We start from the raw sequence: 18,085 nt of genomic DNA on the forward strand, positions 1-18,085 counted from the left end.
GATGTATTAACCTTGATAATCTTACAATAAAGAACCAGATTTTTTCGTGGCGCGGCGAAGGCGCGTCCCTAATACCAAAACACGACCTAGATCGGCTGAAAATTCGCCGAATCCGCTAAAAACCCACGCAATCGTCGCGAAATTAGTTCTCGACTTCCCATTCTCCGCCCAAGCTCTTTTTCCAAAGCTCCCACTGGTGTGAGGTTTTGCGGCGCACGGGGATCGCGGGTGGGATGTGAGGCATATTGAGGAATTAAATAGGTGCTTTGATCAGCGATCGCCTTAGCTCGTTCAAGGGGAATTGCACCATCCAGATCGATGCGAATAATCCCATGTAAGTCGTGATAGCCCAGCTTTTTATAGTTCAAATCTTTACTACCCGATCGCAAATACCAACTGAGATTGGAGCCATGGGTATTGGAAATCCGAAAAATCGGTGTGCGCTCTCCCACTTTTAGCGATCGCATGACTTGGGCATTGTCTCCTTTCAGATAAGCTTTACCCATCGTTTTGACATAGCCAATCGTATCGTAGGGAGTTTGATAAACCCGATAGAGCAAGGGCCCATCGCGGACAATCAGCGTATTCTCTTTAATTAATTCTTTATCCAAAGAGAGGGCATTAGCAATCCGTAGTTCTTCATCAAGCATTTCCCCTTGCACTAGTTGAGAAGGCGTATCTGGTTGATTGTTACTACTAGTCAAACAGCGATCGTATTTTAAATCACCTCGACCACTGACAGGACAAGGAATTGACGTGACAGGAGGAATGAGATTTCCACCCAGAGCAATAATCCTTGTTACTTCCGTTGCTACACATTTAGCTCTACTGATCGTGCGATCGACCAACACCGCCCCTACTGAAATCGTTGCAAAAGCTCCATACAAAATCTCATCATCTCGCCTCCCCAAAAAGCTAGCATCAAGGCGCAAACGTCCATCTATAAACAAAATTTGATGAGGAAGTTCGGGGGCGATCGCTGCCCTGATTGGTTGCCATTCGCCATTGCTAAACTCAACTTCAGTATTTACCTTGTCACTAGTAGGGATTTCTTCGGGATTGATGCTGACAGGTGCATCGTAGCCCATACTCCAAGGTTCTAGGCGAATGTTATATTCGCTCCAAAAGTTTTCTGCTAGTGGTTTTACAAGGTTAGTAACCATAGAAATAACCTATTCAAATAGGAATGAATTATACAGGAGCAAGCTATTAATGCAACACGCTATAAGAGTCCGCACTTTGTGCCGACTCTTATAGCAATTCACAAAAGTGTGATCACGCTTTTGTGAATTGCTATAAGTTGTTTAAATTCTTGTTGCTGTTGCTCATTCCTTTCTTGGTAATCCCTTCTCAGCCTAAAAATTGACATTAAAACCCAATAATTAGGGGTGCGGCGCAAAGCGCCGCACCCCTAATTATTGGGTGGGAAAAAGTTATATAGCAACGCAAGAGATAGCTCTGACAAATCAAAACCCAAAAGACGAGTGGCGGCGCTTCGCGCCGCCACTCGTCTTTTGGGTTACAAAACTTACACTGTATAAGTAGATGGGCTTAATTAATTACAAACTCAAACCCGTAAGGTTGCGCTCCGCAGGGGCGTAACCTTACGGGTTTGGCTAATTTATTCTGCACAGGTACTTAGCTTAGAAAAAGACTAGATATATACTTAGTTTTTTCTGATCTGTTAGTATTTTGGAACTGAAGGATCGATCTGATCGCTCCATGCGTTGATACCACCTTGTACATTGATCCCATCAATGCCAGCCTGTTTGAGAATGCCCAAAGCCTTCATCGATCGCCCACCCATTTTGCAATGCGCGATCAACTTATGCCCATTAAGCAAGGCTCTAACTTTTTCTACACCATTGCCATTTTCGATTTCTGGCAAAGGTACTAGTACAGTGTTCGGAATTCTGCCAATTTCCCATTCATTAGGGTTACGGACATCAATGATTACATAGTCTGATGCACCAGCATCAATGATTTCCTTGAGGTCTTTAACCGTAATTTCAGCGATCGCTTTTTGTGATTCCATTTCAGTCTCTTTTTGTTGAGGAATACCACAGAACATCTGGTAATCAATCAATTCTTCGATTACAGGACGGACTGGGTTAGGACGCAGCTTGAGTTCGCGGAAAGTCATCTTTAAGGCATCGTAAAGTAACAAACGCCCACTCAGAGTATTTCCCTGTCCTAGAATGATCTTGACAGTTTCAGTAGCTTGGATCACCCCAATGATTCCAGGGAGAATCCCTAACACGCCACCTTCAGCGCAGGAGGGAACCAATCCTGGTGGTGGTGGTTCTGGATAGAGATCGCGATAGTTGGGACCACCTTCATAATTGAAGACAGTTGCTTGTCCTTCAAAGCGGAAAATTGAGCCGTAGACATTAGGCTTATTAAGCAATACGCAAGCATCATTGACGAGATAGCGCGTAGGGAAGTTATCCGTACCATCGACAACAATGTCATAGGGAGCCATGATCTCTAAAGCATTGGCTGAGGATAACTGCGTATTGTATAAATCAATTTGGCAATGGGGGTTGATTTCCAAGATCCTCGCTTTTGCCGATTCGATCTTGGGTTTACCGACCCAGCTAGTGCCATGAATGACTTGACGCTGAAGATTGGAGGTATCCACCACATCGAAGTCCACGATGCCAATACGTCCGATCCCTGCGGCAGCAAGGTATAACAACAAAGGCGCACCCAAGCCACCCGTACCGATGCACAGTACGCTGGCAGCCTTGAGGCGCTTTTGTCCTTCTACGCCAACCTCAGGCAAGATCAGGTGACGGGAGTAGCGCTCGTAGTCATCTTGGGTGAGTTGAATCGAATTTGGGTCTGGGTTGAGCATGATTAAATAAATCGCACTTTGAATGCGTAAGCGATCGCTTACGCTGGTTTGGCGTGTTTTTGTATTTCTATTGTAGTTTCCTAGTTTACGCTTTAAGTAGCTAGACGCAATTAAAAAACTATGGCGCACGCTGCGCGTGCGCCATAGTTTTTGGCTCTGGTTTTTAATTATGCTCAGCTACTTAATGCAATGTTGTATCTTTGTTGCAGTTGGTTTAACTGCCATAACTACGATCTAAGATTTACAAAAGTTTAGATTGCAAAAAATTAAAGTGTGACTGAATCCACGCAGTATTATGGAGCTTATGGATACCCCTTACATTTACTACATTCCGATTTACCCTGATGATGATAATTGCGAAACTCTGATGCACTTATTCATCGGTAAGCCCGGACTAGACAACGAAATCCTCACCCTATTAGAAACCCTTGACAATCGTGAACATGAGGGCGAAGCCGTAGACTATGTTCACGAGCTAGAAGAAAAGTTTGATTTAAAGCGAGTTTCAGTTAGGTTTTTGCCGCGAAAACGCGATCGCGCAGTGCCAATTATGACTTGAGCCATAAAGTTCTTGCTTTGAAAGAACTTTATGGTCAGTGCCTGCGGTGCTGACCATAACAACAAAGCCCAAAGAGTATGACAGTGCAAAGCACCGCCAATACTCTTTGGGCTTTTTATAGTGATATCCCCACTTCGGTTAATTTCTGTAAAGTTGACCTAGCTTGTAAAATTAGAATGGATGTAAGAAAAATTGTAGATGTAAGTAAAGCAGAGCATTAAAATGGCATTTTTTGATTCTGAAATTGTTCAACATGAAGCCCGCAATCTATTTCAAGATTATCAAGCCTTAACTCAGCTTGGCGGTAGTTATGGCAAGTTTGATCGCGAAGGCAAAATTCTCTTTATTGAAAAAATGGAAGAGATGATGGATCGCTATAAAATTTTTATGAAGCGGTTTGAATTATCCGATGACTTTATGGCGCAGATGACCCTCAAGCAATTGGAAAATCAGTTGGGCAATTTTGGCATTACGCCCCAGCAAATGTTTGACCAGATGAACATAACTCTTGAAAAAATGAAGTCTGAACTTGAACTTCATAATTAGCTAATGGCTCGTAGCTTTTAGCTATTGGCTTTTAAATTGCGGGCGTGCAATCACAATTACACCACGCACTGTCATTTTACTGGTGGCAAGAGTGGCGATCGCTTCGCGGATAGTTGCACCAGTCGTATAGATATCATCAAATAGAATTACCGATCGCGAGTTTGTCCGTTGAGAAACTTGGGCTGAGGGAACTGTAAAGGCTTTAGATAAATTTTGCTCACGCTCTTGGATAGTCTTGGTTTGCATTTGCGCTTTAGTATCTTTGACCCGTTGCAACAGTTGGGGAGTGCATTGCATTGCGGTCAGATCACAAAAACGACGGGCGAGAATTTCAGCTTGGTTAAATCCTCGCGATTTTAATTTGTTGTCATGGAGAGGAATCGGAACCACTGCTAGTTTTTTATAATTTTGAGTAAATTCCCTAGTATCTGGCGATCGCTTCCATCTTTCAGCGATTTTTTCGGCAATCAGTTCCATAATTTCAGGATGATTTTCATATTTGCTAGCAGCGATGCCCCGCTTCAATGTGCCATCGTAAATTCCCCAGCTATAAAGTGGAATCTTTGGGTCAATGGGATAATCTTTTTGTAAAAATTCTGGTGATTGATAAGCAGTTATTTGCCGATCGCAGTCTTTGCATAAAATGCGATCGGCAGGACGTTTGCATAATGGACAATTAGCTTGCCAAAGTGAATCTGTAACGACATTTGCTAAGCGATCAATCCTTAAACCTTTGCTAATTGATGTGAACCAGTTCATGATTTTTGGATAATCGCTTAATAGAGAGTTGCGGCGCTTCGCGCCGCAACTCTCTATTGTTTTTTTGACTAAAAAGCTAGGCAGCAACTGCTTGTTTAAGCGGTTGCCAATTTGACTAAAAAGCTAGGCAGCAACTGCTTGTTTAAGCGGTTGCCAAGTGACTTGGCGATCGCTAGCAGTTTCAATCACGATTTTTACACGCGGATCTTGATCGGGGATCTGGCTGAGTGTCTCTAACTCTTGCCTAGAGAGATATTTACCTTCAATCAGCCACACGACTAAACCCTTGGACTTTGCGGGTAAAGCATTGAGTCGAAATTGGATCGCAGGCGGAATAAAATATGTGCGAATTTCAGTTTTGCCAAGGTGAGAGGGACGCACACCATGAACATCCGTTAGATAACTACTTATATCGCCTAAACCACGCGCCGTAATGAAGAGAATTTCATAACCTGCGTTCTTCAAGCGCAGTTGGTAGCGACCTTCATAACCACCTTCAGGAGGAACGCGCATTGCTAAAGCACCTGCTTTCTCTAGGTCTTTGACAATTTTATCGGTTGCAATCAAGGGCATGGTGACATCCTAGGCTAAATGATAAATATACAGCTAACAGTATTTTATACCAAAACACAAAATGACTACACCATTTTGTGTTTTTAAAACCCTTACTGGGTTTGGTTTTTAATCCATACCTAGAAAGCAAAAGGATGCGCTTCGCGCATCCTTTTGCTTTCTAAAAATTTGTCCAGCGCAAAGCGCCGCATATCAGTCAACAACTTGGACATCAATATCAATCGTGCCTGGTGGGGTAAGCCGTACAAATTTATTTTGCTGTTCTTGCAAGGGTTCGCCACAGCTAGGGCATTGAAACTGACTTGACTTTGAAGCATTAAAAGTCGCAGCACATACAGGACAATCTGCGGTAATGATGCTGCGCTTAATCCACCATTGCAAACCCAAAAAGGAAACTACAGGGACAACTGTAACTAGACCAATCAAGATGAAGAAGGAGTTAACCAACCAGCCTAGCCCGATCGCACTAAAAGCCCAAAAAACAAGCATAGTCGTCAGCCAAAAGCGCACACCTGACCAGCGATCGCCACCACCACCGCCATTGGGAAAATTATTGCCAAATGTGTAGTATTTCATGAGTTTCAGTCCCTGTATTTACCCTTTATTTGCATGTAGCGATCGTAACACTCTTATCTGATCTTGCCCTTCTGTCCTTGGGTATGGTTAACCATAAAATCAAATCCCTTTAGGGGTTTAGCTGTAAAAAACTAAGAAGAGAGGGGGGCATCTCGAAGCGCTGCCCCCTCTCTTCTTGATTTGCATAGTTTATATTTCCAATGATCGCTATAGAATTAATTTTGTAACTTCTGGATATATTTGCGGAATCAACGTGAACCCTGCTAGAACAATTTGTCTTGGCTTCTTGGCTGTAATCACTTTCGGGGCATTTTTACTAATGCTACCTCTATCTTCTAGCAGTGGTAATTGGTCTAATCCAATAACTTCTCTGTTTACATCCACCTCGGCTGTGTGTGTTACAGGGCTATCCGTAGTTGATGTGGGTAAATTTTATTCCTTCTGGGGACAACTATTTTTAGTGGTATTAGTCCAAGTAGGCGGTTTGGGCTATATGACGGCAACTTCCGTGCTAATGATACTAATTGGGCGTAGGTTTAGTCTGCGTGACAAAGTGACCTTGCAACAGTCCCTAGATACCACTGGCATTCGTGGAGGACTGCAATTGGTAAAGTCAATCATTGCCGTGACCATGCTGTTTGAACTAACTGGAGTATTGGTTCTAATTCCCATCTTTAATCAAAAGATGAGCTTCATCGATAGCGTTTGGCAAGCAATTTTTCATAGTGTCAATGCTTTTAACAACGCGGGATTTAGCCTCTTTACCGATAACTTAATGAGTTATGTGAATACACCAGTAGTCAGCATTATTATCGGCTTACTGATTATCTTTGGTGGTATTGGCTATCAGGTGATTTTAGAAGGATATCTATGGTTAAGAACCAAATTTTCACGCGATCGCGAATATATCTCCTTTAGCCTAACTTTTTGTGTTGCCGTTAGTACGACGATCGCCTTGCTATTGTTTGGAACTATATTTTTCTGGTTAACAGAGTTTAATAATAGTGAAACTTTAGGCAAACTACCATTGTTTGATCAGATTATCGGTGCTTGGTTTCAGTCGGTAACTACGCGCACGGCTGGGTTTAATACGATTGATAATGGCAAAATGACTGTAACTGGGATATTTATCACGATCGCCCTCATGTTTATTGGGGCAAGCCCTGGTGGTACGGGTGGCGGTATTAAAACCACTACAGCAAGAATTTTAGCTAGCTGTACGAGTGCCGCTTTGCAAGGTCGGGATGAGGTGACAATTTACAAGCTCCAAGTCCCAAATGGTCTGATTTTAAAGGCTGTTGGTGTGGCTGTGGGTTCATTGTTTACCGTGATTTGCTCAACAGGTTTACTATCGCTGACCGATCGCAATATCAGCTTTATTAGTATCCTGTTTGAAGCAACTTCCGCCTTTGCGACAGTAGGCTTATCCACAGGGATTACATCCTCTTTGTCTTGGGCAGGACAACTTGTAATAATTGCAACCATGTATATTGGGAGAGTTGGCATATTACTACTGATGGCAGCGATCTTTACTGATACCCGTCCGAGTCTGATTAAATATCCTAAAGAGTCAATGCTAGTCGGTTGAACTCCTAAAGACATTTCTACGTGCTGTTTTTAGTAATATATAAAATTAAAGCAGCATTAGATTTTACTAAAAGCTTTGCCTAGAAAAGCCTTTAGTAAAATCCACCATCACAGCACAATGCAGAATACAGGAAAATTTTGTGGATATATCTTCTTTGAGTTTTTTTCGCAGCCTACGCCATGAGAATAAGCAATTTGCCGTGATTGGCTTAGGTCGATTTGGAAGATCGGTATGTTCTACTCTTGATCGATTGGGGCATGAAGTATTGGCTGCTGACAAAGATGAAGAGAGTGTTTCTAACGTTCGAGCCAATAACCTAGCAGCCCATTGCATTCAGTTAGATTCCACTAATCCACTCGCTCTTAAAGAATCTGGCATTCTCGAAATTGATACGGTGATTGTGGCGATCGGTAATTTTTTAGAAGAGAGTATTATTACCACTCTCAATGTCAAAGAAGCAGGTGTAAAACATGTAATTGCCAAGGCTTCATCAGAAGTCCATGGCACATTGCTGAAAAAAGTGGGAGCCGATCTCGTTGTTTATCCTGAAGCAGAAATGGGGAGGGCTTTGGCGCGATCACTTACGCAGCGAGGAATTCTAGAACGCTTTGAACTCGATCCAGATAATAGTATTGTCGAAGTGATGGTTCCTGAAGAATTTGACGGTAAAACGATTCTCGAACTAAAGCTACGTGGTCACTATGGTGTAAATGTGATTGCTGTGAGTCATGATCAAAAATTTGAAATTAACCCCGATCCTAATCAAAAGCTCCTCAAAGGATCAGCGATCGTGGTGATTGGTAGTAACAAAAATATTAGTCGTCTTCCTATTTCCTGTGATTTGTTTAATACCGATGGAACTTCTGTAACCACTCAGTTACCATTTCATCAATCATCAGAAGTCAAGCTCAAATAGAAAAAGATAGAAATGTCATTTGTCTCAGGTTTAATGGCTGGTTCAGATCTAATAGAGGATGACGGTGCTTTGCGCCGCCATCCTCTATTGGGAGGTATTTTCCCAGATGCGTAAGCAATTTATACTTTGGGATCACTTGACACTGTTTATGCTCACATCTTATCCCAATTCCCAAAGGTGTTGCCACACTTTCGGGAACTAAAGACCAAACCCAGTAAGGTTTTTAAAAACATAAAATGGCTACGCCATTTTATGTTTTGGTATTAATTGAGTGGAAATCTAATCCTGATAAGTATTTTAACTAAACCTTAACTATTTTGGGCACACGAAATATAATGTGAATAATTTTAAAAAATTTTTTACCTTCGGAGCCTAAATGATCAGACATACCCTTGTAGATAATCTAGCGGAAGATTTTCACAATGTTAGCAGTGCTTCTGTTCCGACTCTCGCGAATATTTGGGCAAAGAAGTATATTCAAAATCTGCAAGCGGATTCACCGAAGCAAGATATTCAATCTAATAATTTGGGGGAAATTCTCTCACCAGAGAGACGTAAAACTACTGCGGCGAATTTATTGCAGTCTTTGCGTTTTTCCAGCGCTCAAGCATGGGCGAAGACTGAAAATCTACTGATGGGACAGTTGCAAGCCCACGGTATTTCCGCAGATCTGATCGATCCTTGGCAAATCGCCACAGATTCTCGTTTTTTATTGGAGCAAGCTCTCAACATATACACAGAAAATTCGCATTCTCGTCTAGTCCAAATAGACTTGAATACCGATGGGCAGAATCTAAGGCTAGAAAGTCACACACAACTGCCAACAATTGGACAACTTTCGGTAGCGATCGCCCAAAGTGTTGGCAAGATTCGCAAAAAATACACATCGGTTGATCCAAGGGCAATCGGATTTGTGAGTATGCAGTTTCATTACAGTGGACAGCTACTGCTCGATTCACTGCCACCCCTAGAGAAACTGATGGTGAACTCCTACTTCAAAGTCATTGACGATCATCTCTACATGCCCTTGCAAAGATGTTACGAAGCGGCTGGAAATTTGGAATATGAGGATACCGCTTTGGAATCTGTGCGTCATTTGCTGACATTAACCAGTGAAATCGCGCGGCAAGTTTCTCAGAAAACCCTGATTATGCATTCTGACTATCAGTGCCATAGCGGTGTGCTGAGTTCGCCTCAAGTTCGTATTTCCAGTTTGCGTGATATTGAGATGTTCCAAGTTTATCTTTGTCTATGTGTGCTGGAAAAAAGTGTTTCTTCAATTCAGCAAGAGCTTTTCCCCCTCTGTATCATGCTCTATCCACCTTTAAAAGTTAGTTGGGAACTAGTCCGTACTTTGTTGAGATTACTTGCTCAAGAAATGCATCACCATCTCGCCGAAGAGCATGTCCAAGAGTTTGAGCCTTATCTCACAATTTTGAATGAAATGTTTGGTGATGATGTGCTGCCCGAAGCCTGATAATAATAAAGCTAATGATATTAAGCCATAACCTTAATCAGAAAGCCATGCTTTGTGTGGCTTTCTGATTAAGGTCAGGTTTTCAATCCTCAGCTTAGAACAGCTACGAACAGAAAAAATTAAGCATGACCTGTATTTGTACGATTAGCCAAGCGATCGCCATCACATCGGCAACGGTTGCCAATATTGACGAAAACGCGCAAAACAAAGAGATAAGGGGCGTTATTTCCGATAGTCGCAAACTCAAAGCTGGTGAGTTGTTTGTGGCTCTAATAGGTGAAAATTTCGATGGTCATGGATTTGTGGCTCAGGCGATCGCCCAAGGCGCAGTAGCAGCGATCGTTAGTCGTGAGTGGGCTAGTTCCAATGCTGCTACAGGTTTACCTGTCTTAGCAGTTGACGATACGATCGCGGCTTATCAAGATCTAGCGCGTTGGTGGCGAACGCAGTTTGAGCGCCCAGTCGTAGCGATTACTGGCTCCGTGGGCAAAACTACTACTAAAGAAATTATTGCGAGTATGTTGGCTTGCTATGTCGCATCTGATCATCGAGTCCACAAGAGTCAGGCTAATCATAATAATGATATTGGTGTAGCGCAAACCCTGTTAGCGATCGCTCCTGATCAGGATGATTTTGTGGTCGTGGAAATGGGAATGCGTGGTTTAGGCGAAATTGAGCGTCTTGCGAAAACGGCTCTGCCCACGGTAAGCGTAATCACCAATGTCGGGACAGCGCATATTGGCCGATTAGGATCAAGGGAGGCGATCGCCCAAGCTAAATGTGAACTGTTAGCGGAGACACCTCCCAATGGCACGGTTGTTTTGAATGCTAGTAATTCCCTTTTATTGGAAACTGCGAGCAAGGTTTGGCAGGGTAAAACGATCACCTATGGTTTGGGAACTGGCGATATCAATGGGGAACTGATTGACAACCATTTACAGGTAGAGGGTTTGACATGGGAATTACCCTTACCCGGTCGGCATAATGCTTTAAATTTCTTGGCAGGTTTAGCCGTTCTCAAGGCTCTAAATCTTGACTGGCATCAGACAACTCAAGGTATTGGGAAACTCGATCTACCCTTTGGCAGAGCGCAATTATACGAGTTACCTCAAGATGTGATCATTCTCGATGAGACTTATAACGCTTCTCCTGAAGGAATGTTAGCCGCTCTAAGACAACTTGCTGATATGCCAGCCAAGCGTCATTGGGCTGTCTTAGGAACAATGAAGGAATTGGGAGAAATGTCTACTCAATTACATCGTCAAGTTGGTGAAGCGATTAGTAAATTGGGAATCGAAGGAGCGATTATTTTGACCGATGGTGAGGCGGATGCAATTTTAGCGGGAGCCAATGGATCGTTAAAACATGCGATCGCCTGTCATTCCTATGAAGATATTACGCAGACGCTTTTACAAAAAGTCAAAAGTGGCGATCGGATTCTTTTCAAGGCTTCGCGATCGGTTGGTATGGATCAAGTGGTCAAAGCATTTCGCCAAACTTGGCAATAGGTTGCCTTGTAATTACAGCGCTTTGCGATCAAATCAAAAGCAAGAAATTTTTGGAAAGTGTTACTTCGCAACACTTTCCAAAAATTTCTTGCAGTAATAGTGTATACCCCTCCATTAATCACGTTTTTGTAGGAGTTGTTGAATAACGCTGATTAGATGCGATAGTTTCACAGGTTTGGCGAGATACTCATTTGCCCCAACCGCTAAACATTTTTCGCGATCGCCTGCCATAGCAAGAGCAGTTAAAGCGACAATCGGAACATTGTTAATATTGGGATTTGACCGAATCTGGGCGATCGCGCTGATCCCATCTAGGACTGGCATTTGAATATCCATCAGCACTAGATCAGGGCTTTGGTCAATGATCATATCAATGGCTTCTTGACCGTTAGTTGCAAAAATTAGCCGATATCCGCGACTAATTAAATAATTAGAGAAAGTTTCAATATTGCTTGGATTATCATCTGCTAGCAAAATCAAAGCATTAATCGCTAAACTATTTTCTAAACTGTTATCAAAAGTGTTTGCACAGTGATGATCGTCATCTAAATCATGCTTTGAACTGATGTTATTTAAGTTAACGCTCTCTCTATAGGGCAGAACTATCGAAAAACAACTTCCCTCAGCAACTTGGCTAGTGACATTCACAGATCCACCATGCAGTTCTGCAATCTGTTTGACTAGGGTGAGTCCTAGCCCTGTACCTGCATATTGTCGATTTAGACTACTATCAATTTGGACAAAAGCTTGAAATAACTTACTAATATCTTCTGGAGAAATACCAATACCTGTATCGATGATTGAGAAAATTAGCACATAGGAACATTCGGTAGTTAATTCTGGTACTTCTATCCTCTGAAGCTTCACTTCTAGGGAGACCATTCCATCTTTAGGAGTGAACTTGACTGCGTTGCTGAGCAGATTAATCAGGGCTTGCCTCATGCGGCGTTCATCAACTAGGACTGTCTGGATATTAGGTGAGATCGCCAATTTGAGCTGAATATTTTTCTGATTAGCAACTTGCTTCACAAAGTTGAGGCTAGATTTACAAAGATACTCCACCGCTACAGAGCTAAGTTCTAAATCTAATTTCCCTGCCCCAATTTTAGCAACATCCAAAATGTCATTAATTAAAGCCAACAGATGCCGACCACTAGTTTCGATAAGCGATAGCGATCGCATCTGGCGTTCGTTTATATCTCCAAATACACCCGTCATTAAACCTTCAGACATTCCTAAAATTGCATTGAGCGGTGTGCGGAGTTCATGACTCATATTGGCAAGAAACTCATCCTTGAGTCTAGTAGCTCTAGCTAACTCAGTATTGGTTTCTATTAATTGTTGATTGGCGAACTGAAGCTCTTGAGTACGTTGCTTCACCCTCGACTCTAACTGCTGATTGAGTTGATAGAGAGCTTCGATCGCCTCTTGGCGTTCGACTTCCGCACTTTGCAAAGACTCTTCAGCCTGTTTGCGATCGCTAATATCTTCAATAACACCAACAAAAAGTGGTGGCTGACCGACTTCATCTAAGATTTTAGAACTAGTTGTTCTCACCCACAATATCTTGCCATCTCGATGTAAAAGACGCTTTTCCATTTGATAGCCTTCACTTTCCCCAGATAGGACTTGAGTACGCAACCTCAAGTTATCTTCGATGTCTTCAGGCAGCATATTGTCAGTAAATCGCATTAACTGCAATTCACTTTCAGAATAGCCAACCATTTGTTGATAGAAAGGGTTAGTCCGCACAAATCTACCGTTAGCATCAGTAATCGCCATACCCACAACTGAGCGTTCAAACATCGCACTTAAAAGAGATTCACTGGCTCTCAAGCGTTGTTCACTCTGCTGCAAGGATATTTCCGCGATTTTGCGATCGCTGATATCTTCAGCAACAGCCGCAATTTGTTCAATTTTCCCATAGGCATTCTTTAAAGGAAAACAGCGTCCCCATATCCATCGGATCTCTCCATCAGGAAGCACAATCCGATACTCTTCACTAAAGTTTCCACTATCAGCAGTTAAAGCATGAGCTTGATTAATTCTATCTATATCTTCAGGATGAATTGATTGCATCCATATATTAGGATTTTGACATAAATTCTCACTTGGTTGCCCCCATATTTCTGAATATCTAGGACTCACATACACAACCTTATTAGATCGAGCTTCACGAATAACGATCACCGCCCGATTATGGTCAGCAAATTGACGAAACATATTATTACTATCAGCTAGTGCCGATGTCCGTTCCTGCACTTGACTCTCTAATAACTTATTTTGGCTTTGGAGTAGTTCTAGTTTCTCTTGCTCTAGTCGTGACATTTTTGTTTCTAGGACAGAGACTAATTTATAAATCTCAGTTGGTTGCAGTGTCCTTAGCAGATCGCTTTGACCAATGATTCCCTCCATTTGTCCATTGGTATCAGTAACTATTAAATGATTAATCATCCGCTCTTGCATAGTCTCCCGCACTGCCCACAAGGTCTCATCTCGACTGACTGTCGCTACAGGGAAGCTCATGACTACATCTACAGATGTTGTTACTAGATCTAACTCTAAAGCAAGATACTGAACGATATCGCCTTCAGTAACAATGCCTACAGGACATAAACCACCATCACAGTCTGTGACAATTATTACCGAACTAACTTTCTGCTCTAGCATCAAGTTCGCAATTTTTGAGACTGAAGTTGTAGGCTTTGCATAAACTACATCGGTAATCATTACCTCTTGAACCTGACGCAAGCGCAACATATCGATAGGTCGCAACAACTGCCGCAAACTCTCATGGGTGAGTAACCCAACAACTTCACCACGATCATTTACTAGGGGCAAATGTCGAATGTTATAACGATGGAAGCGGTTGATCGGCACAAGTATATCGGTAAATTCCCATTCCAATAGTGATTGAACTGGATATGTCATCACCTCAAAGATTGCCGTCTCAATTAGATTACATGTTGAATTTTGGGCTGATTGTCCACAGAGTTTAACTAAGTCACGTTCTGTCAAAATCCCAATTAGTTTTTTTTCTTCGGTTACTAAAATGCAACTATTTTGAGCATGGGCTAATTGTAAATTTGTCTCTGAGTCAATTTCACATAATAGATTGCAAGATTGACTACCTACGCTCATCAAGGCGATCGCATCTGCAACTGTCGCACTTGCTGAGATCACTAAGGGAGAACGAATGATCGCCTGTTCAAGTGACACTTCCTGACTATTAGCATACATAGGTGCAACCGCAGAATTTTATAAGATTTATATCTAAACATCCCTTAGCCAAATTCTACTTTAAGTTCTTAAGTTTTTGTTTAATCATCACAAAACAGGATAAGTACTTATAGCGGTTTTCCAATAAGTAAGTACTTGTGCAGAATAAATTACCCAAACCCATAAAGTTGCGCCCCTGCGGAGCGCAACTTTATGGGTTTGAGTTTTGTAATTAATTAAGCCCATCTACTTATGTACTCATTTGAAAACAAAAATTCAAAATTTTTGCTTAATCCTATAGCGATCCTAGATGGATTGTGAGAATGAGTCCCGAAGGCGAGGATTCTCACAATCCTCAAAATCTTACAACTCATTTAGGATCGCTATAGGACTATAACAATCCTAAATGGTTTGTGGAAGCGCACCCCTTCGGGGTGCGCTTCCACAAACCCAAAAATCTACAAATGATTTAGGACTGCTATATAAAGATAGGACTATAAAGAAATCTCTATCAGATGGTTTGGTTGGTAATAGCTGTAACAAATATTTACCACATATTTGTTACAGCTATTGCTAGTCTTCTTAGGGTACATGTTTGTTACATAAATCCATGAAATTAGTTGTTAATAAAAGTTCTGCTGTAGTTTCTGCCAAACGCTTGTGGGTGACAGCAATAGTGGGAATGCTAGCTGGATCTTGTAGCAGTAATTCTACACCTGTCTCTACAACTTCTGCGTCGGACAGACAGGACTTTCAGGCGGCAATGATTTTAGTTGGTCCCAGAAATGATTCTGGTTGGAATCAAGCCCATTACGAAGCAACTAAATATGTAATGGAAAAGCAAGCAAGTATTCAGTTTAAGTATGTGGATCAGGTTAATCCTGGCGATCGCCCTAATCTTAAAGCTTCGCAAGTAGCTGATGAACTCATCAATAAGGGCGCTAAACTCGTAATTTTTAATTCAGATGATTTTAAAGACGAAGCGTTAGCAACTGCCAAAAAACATCCTAATATATCTGTCATTCATGCCAGTGGTGACTATGCTTGGAAGGAAGGGAAGAATTTTAAAAACCAGCCTAATCTGGGCAATGTCATGCCACAGATTGAGTATGGCAAGATGATTGCTGGTTGCTCGGCAGCCCTTAGCTCTGAGACAGGTAAAATCGGTTATGTGGGACCACTAATCAATGATGAAACTCGCAGACTAGCTTCAGCAAGCTATTTGGGTGCTAAATACTGTTGGCAAACCTATCGCAAAAAGAATCCTGCTGATTTAAAATTTAAAGTTGTATGGATTGGTTTTTGGTTCAACATCCCTGGTAAAACTCTTAATCCCAGTAAAGTTACCGATGATTTTTACAACAGTGGTTTTGATGTAGTAGTGAGTGGCATCGATACACCAGAGGTGTCCATCCAGACCAAAAAGGCTAATGAAGCTGGCAAAAAAGTTAAATTCCTCCATTACGATATCAAAACTGGTTGTAACCTTGCTCCAGATATTTGTGTCGGTGTTCCCTATTACAACTGGGGTCCCGCCTATCTTGAGCAGATTACCAAGGCAAAGGAAGGTAAATTTGCGGGTGAGTTTGTTGTTGCCAAACCGAATTGGGCAGATTTGAATAACCGCGATACTTCATCGGTAGGTTTTGAAAAAGGTAAGGCTTTGCCTCCTGAAAACAATCAGTTCTTGACAAAGTTTATTAATGGCTTGGGCGATCGCAGCATCGATCTTTATAAAGGTCCACTGAACTATCAAGATGGAACTCCTTTTCTAAAAGCTGGTGAGACTGCAACACCACAGCAGATTTGGTACTTTGCCAAACTAGTGCAAGGTATTGAAAGTTCGAGTAAGTAGATAGCACGGCAATCAAGTTCTTGGTTTATTTGCTTACAGCGCTTTTTGCTTAAGCCCAAACCAAGAAAAAATTTGAAAGGATTGCAAGGCAATCCTTTCAAATTTTTTTTTGTAGTTCGTTTGATCGGTAATTGCTGTAAGCTAAAGAATATTAAATTTTACTCAAATAGACGTTGAGCTAGAGCAAAAAAATAATTCCTATAGTATAGTAGTTATCCTGAAACAAGCCTTATAAAACTCACTCAAATAAAAAAATTGTTTTTATAGATGAACTTAATTATAGCTATATCTGCTCAGTGATCCTCTTGTTCTTACTTAGTAAGCAGATAGTTATATCAACGGGTAATAAAGAGAAATGAATATATTCTAATTGCCTGTGAATTTCGGTATTGCTCATACATGCTACTTACCAGACTTGCTCTAGTGGACACATCAACCCAATTTCAACCTAAGTTTATTCAAGATTTGAAGCAGTTACATGTTCTGTTTCAGCAAGCTACTGGTGAACTGTTGGTGGCTGGTGACCAAGAAGAAGATCCTGCTTGGCACATATATTTTTATTTGGGGCGGCTGGTGTATGCCACGGGAGGTAAACATCGTGTTCGGAGGCTAGCAAGAGCAATCCGCCAGCATTCACTCCATGTAAATATTCAAGAATTACTTGAAGATGCCGAGCCGACGAAGGAAGCTTGGGAGTTAAAGGTAATCGAAAAGGCGATTCATGACAATCAACTGACAACAGAACAGGCGCGTGCGATTATTCAGTCAAGTATCCATGAAGTTTTTTATAGTCTCAGCGATCAAAAGCAGCCAAAATCATCTTGGAAGCCCTTAGAATCTTTGCCTTTTAAGCCAATTGTTGCTTTGCCTGCGATCCAGACTTTAGATAGTATTGTGGCTGCTCAAACGAGGTGGCAACAGGCGGGGTTATCCCATGTACAGAATATGATTCAGGGGTTTTCCTTTGATTTAGCTCCCTATATAGCTAATCCAGACCAGTTAGATGTAATGCTCAAGGCTGACGCAATCACGACCAAAACCTATAAAACCCTTAAGAAAATTTTAAACGGCAAAAATACCCTATGGGATATGTCGATTATTATGCACTGCTCGATGATTGCCGTGATGCGATCGCTGTTGCCTCTGGTAGTAGACGGAATTGTTGCTTTTCAAGAGGTTGAGGATTGGACATCACCAAATTGGAAATTCCCCAATAAGCCCAAGGATATTCCAATGCGAGGTTTAATAGCCTGTATTGATGACAGCCCTCAAGTGGCGATCGAAATGCGGCGTATCCTTGAGCCATTGGGCTATGAAGTTTTGGGAATTACTGAACCATTGCAAAGTGTTAGTACTTTATTGCAACGTAAGCCCGATTTGATTTTTCTGGATTTGGTGATGCCAAATACTAATGGCTATGAACTATGCACTTTTCTCCGCAAAACTACGACATTTCAGGAAATTCCAATTGTCATTTTGACGGGACGAGATGGGATGATTGATCGGGTAAGAGCGAAGATGGCTGGGTCTTCGGACTTTTTGAGTAAGCCCCCCGATCCTGCAAAAGTTCTGCAAATACTGCGAAAGTTTTTGCAAGTACCTGAAAACTAATTAGTTTGTGGACATTATCGCGCAACTCATCAATGAAAACA

14 protein-coding genes are annotated in these 18,085 nt (G+C 41.8%); 8 read left to right on the forward strand and 6 right to left on the reverse strand.

Annotated elements, in window-relative coordinates:
* Positions 1-86 precede the first annotated feature (86 nt).
* Together B9G53_RS03180 and moeB are read right to left on the reverse strand one after the other, a co-directional pair.
* On the reverse strand, positions 87-1,163 hold the full coding sequence (locus B9G53_RS03180) for a hypothetical protein (protein ID WP_094529004.1): 1,077 nt from the start codon (positions 1,161-1,163) through the stop codon (positions 87-89).
* Between the two features lie 521 nt (positions 1,164-1,684).
* Positions 1,685-2,857 (reverse strand): molybdopterin-synthase adenylyltransferase MoeB, encoded by a 1,173-nt coding sequence (moeB, locus tag B9G53_RS03185; RefSeq protein ID WP_094529098.1) that lies wholly within the window; start codon positions 2,855-2,857, stop codon positions 1,685-1,687.
* 304 nt (positions 2,858-3,161) lie between these two features.
* Here moeB and B9G53_RS03190 point away from each other — a divergent pair, with 304 nt between their 5' ends.
* Positions 3,162-3,416, forward strand: coding sequence for a hypothetical protein (locus B9G53_RS03190; RefSeq protein WP_176453071.1), 255 nt, complete (start codon positions 3,162-3,164; stop codon positions 3,414-3,416).
* Positions 3,417-3,638: 222 nt separating this feature from the next.
* Entirely contained in the window at positions 3,639-3,962 is a 324-nt protein-coding gene (locus B9G53_RS03195; protein WP_094529010.1) for a DUF1825 family protein, read from the forward strand.
* Between the two features lie 21 nt (positions 3,963-3,983).
* On the opposite strand, the gene B9G53_RS03200 is transcribed toward B9G53_RS03195, so the two are convergent.
* From B9G53_RS03200 to B9G53_RS03210, 3 genes are all read right to left on the reverse strand, one after another.
* Positions 3,984-4,721 (reverse strand): ComF family protein, encoded by a 738-nt coding sequence (locus tag B9G53_RS03200; protein WP_094529013.1) that lies wholly within the window; start codon positions 4,719-4,721, stop codon positions 3,984-3,986.
* Between the two features lie 123 nt (positions 4,722-4,844).
* On the reverse strand, positions 4,845-5,294 hold the full coding sequence (locus tag B9G53_RS03205; protein ID WP_094529016.1) for an NAD(P)H-quinone oxidoreductase subunit N: 450 nt from the start codon (positions 5,292-5,294) through the stop codon (positions 4,845-4,847).
* Between the two features lie 192 nt (positions 5,295-5,486).
* Entirely contained in the window at positions 5,487-5,870 is a 384-nt protein-coding gene (locus B9G53_RS03210; RefSeq protein ID WP_094529019.1) for a hypothetical protein, read from the reverse strand.
* Between the two features lie 253 nt (positions 5,871-6,123).
* On the opposite strand from B9G53_RS03210, the gene B9G53_RS03215 reads away from it, so the two are divergent.
* From B9G53_RS03215 to murF, 4 genes are all read left to right on the forward strand, one after another.
* The gene (locus B9G53_RS03215; protein ID WP_094529022.1) at positions 6,124-7,458 is read left to right on the forward strand and encodes a TrkH family potassium uptake protein; all 1,335 of its coding nucleotides are present in this window, start codon (positions 6,124-6,126) and stop codon (positions 7,456-7,458) included.
* A 139-nt stretch (positions 7,459-7,597) separates the two neighbouring features.
* On the forward strand, positions 7,598-8,374 hold the full coding sequence (locus tag B9G53_RS03220; RefSeq protein WP_094529025.1) for a TrkA family potassium uptake protein: 777 nt from the start codon (positions 7,598-7,600) through the stop codon (positions 8,372-8,374).
* 376 nt (positions 8,375-8,750) lie between these two features.
* Positions 8,751-9,851, forward strand: coding sequence for a hypothetical protein (locus B9G53_RS03225; RefSeq protein WP_094529027.1), 1,101 nt, complete (start codon positions 8,751-8,753; stop codon positions 9,849-9,851).
* A 125-nt stretch (positions 9,852-9,976) separates the two neighbouring features.
* Positions 9,977-11,359: a UDP-N-acetylmuramoyl-tripeptide--D-alanyl-D-alanine ligase gene (gene murF, locus B9G53_RS03230; RefSeq protein ID WP_094529030.1), complete on the forward strand. Its 1,383-nt coding sequence runs from the start codon at positions 9,977-9,979 to the stop codon at positions 11,357-11,359.
* Between the two features lie 114 nt (positions 11,360-11,473).
* On the opposite strand, the gene B9G53_RS03235 is transcribed toward murF, so the two are convergent.
* The gene (locus B9G53_RS03235; protein WP_094529032.1) at positions 11,474-14,599 is read right to left on the reverse strand and encodes a PAS domain S-box protein; all 3,126 of its coding nucleotides are present in this window, start codon (positions 14,597-14,599) and stop codon (positions 11,474-11,476) included.
* A 589-nt stretch (positions 14,600-15,188) separates the two neighbouring features.
* Between B9G53_RS03235 and B9G53_RS03240 the strand changes: the two genes are divergently transcribed.
* Both B9G53_RS03240 and B9G53_RS03245 read left to right on the forward strand, forming a co-directional pair.
* Positions 15,189-16,433, forward strand: coding sequence for a BMP family protein (locus B9G53_RS03240; RefSeq protein WP_094529035.1), 1,245 nt, complete (start codon positions 15,189-15,191; stop codon positions 16,431-16,433).
* Between the two features lie 399 nt (positions 16,434-16,832).
* Complete coding sequence (locus B9G53_RS03245) at positions 16,833-18,044, forward strand: response regulator (protein ID WP_094529038.1); 1,212 nt, start codon at positions 16,833-16,835, stop codon at positions 18,042-18,044.
* Positions 18,045-18,085: the final 41 nt, after the last annotated feature.

This window comes from Pseudanabaena sp. SR411 (assembly GCF_002251945.1).
In the GTDB taxonomy this organism is placed as follows: Bacteria; Cyanobacteriota; Cyanobacteriia; order Pseudanabaenales; family Pseudanabaenaceae; genus Pseudanabaena.

What these genes read in the sequence shown, in the direction of transcription:
- moeB (WP_094529098.1), bottom strand. Translation starts at nt 2,857, where the DNA reads ATGCTCAACCCAGACCCAAATTCGATTCAACTCACCCAAGATGACTAC.
- B9G53_RS03235 (WP_094529032.1), bottom strand. Translation starts at nt 14,599, where the DNA reads ATGTATGCTAATAGTCAGGAAGTGTCACTTGAACAGGCGATCATTCGT.
- B9G53_RS03245 (WP_094529038.1), top strand. Translation starts at nt 16,833, where the DNA reads ATGCTACTTACCAGACTTGCTCTAGTGGACACATCAACCCAATTTCAA.
- B9G53_RS03190 (WP_176453071.1), top strand. Translation starts at nt 3,162, where the DNA reads ATGGATACCCCTTACATTTACTACATTCCGATTTACCCTGATGATGAT.
- B9G53_RS03195 (WP_094529010.1), top strand. Translation starts at nt 3,639, where the DNA reads ATGGCATTTTTTGATTCTGAAATTGTTCAACATGAAGCCCGCAATCTA.
- B9G53_RS03240 (WP_094529035.1), top strand. Translation starts at nt 15,189, where the DNA reads ATGAAATTAGTTGTTAATAAAAGTTCTGCTGTAGTTTCTGCCAAACGC.
- B9G53_RS03200 (WP_094529013.1), bottom strand. Translation starts at nt 4,721, where the DNA reads ATGAACTGGTTCACATCAATTAGCAAAGGTTTAAGGATTGATCGCTTA.
- murF (WP_094529030.1), top strand. Translation starts at nt 9,977, where the DNA reads ATGACCTGTATTTGTACGATTAGCCAAGCGATCGCCATCACATCGGCA.
- B9G53_RS03205 (WP_094529016.1), bottom strand. Translation starts at nt 5,294, where the DNA reads ATGCCCTTGATTGCAACCGATAAAATTGTCAAAGACCTAGAGAAAGCA.
- B9G53_RS03210 (WP_094529019.1), bottom strand. Translation starts at nt 5,870, where the DNA reads ATGAAATACTACACATTTGGCAATAATTTTCCCAATGGCGGTGGTGGT.
- B9G53_RS03225 (WP_094529027.1), top strand. Translation starts at nt 8,751, where the DNA reads ATGATCAGACATACCCTTGTAGATAATCTAGCGGAAGATTTTCACAAT.
- B9G53_RS03180 (WP_094529004.1), bottom strand. Translation starts at nt 1,163, where the DNA reads ATGGTTACTAACCTTGTAAAACCACTAGCAGAAAACTTTTGGAGCGAA.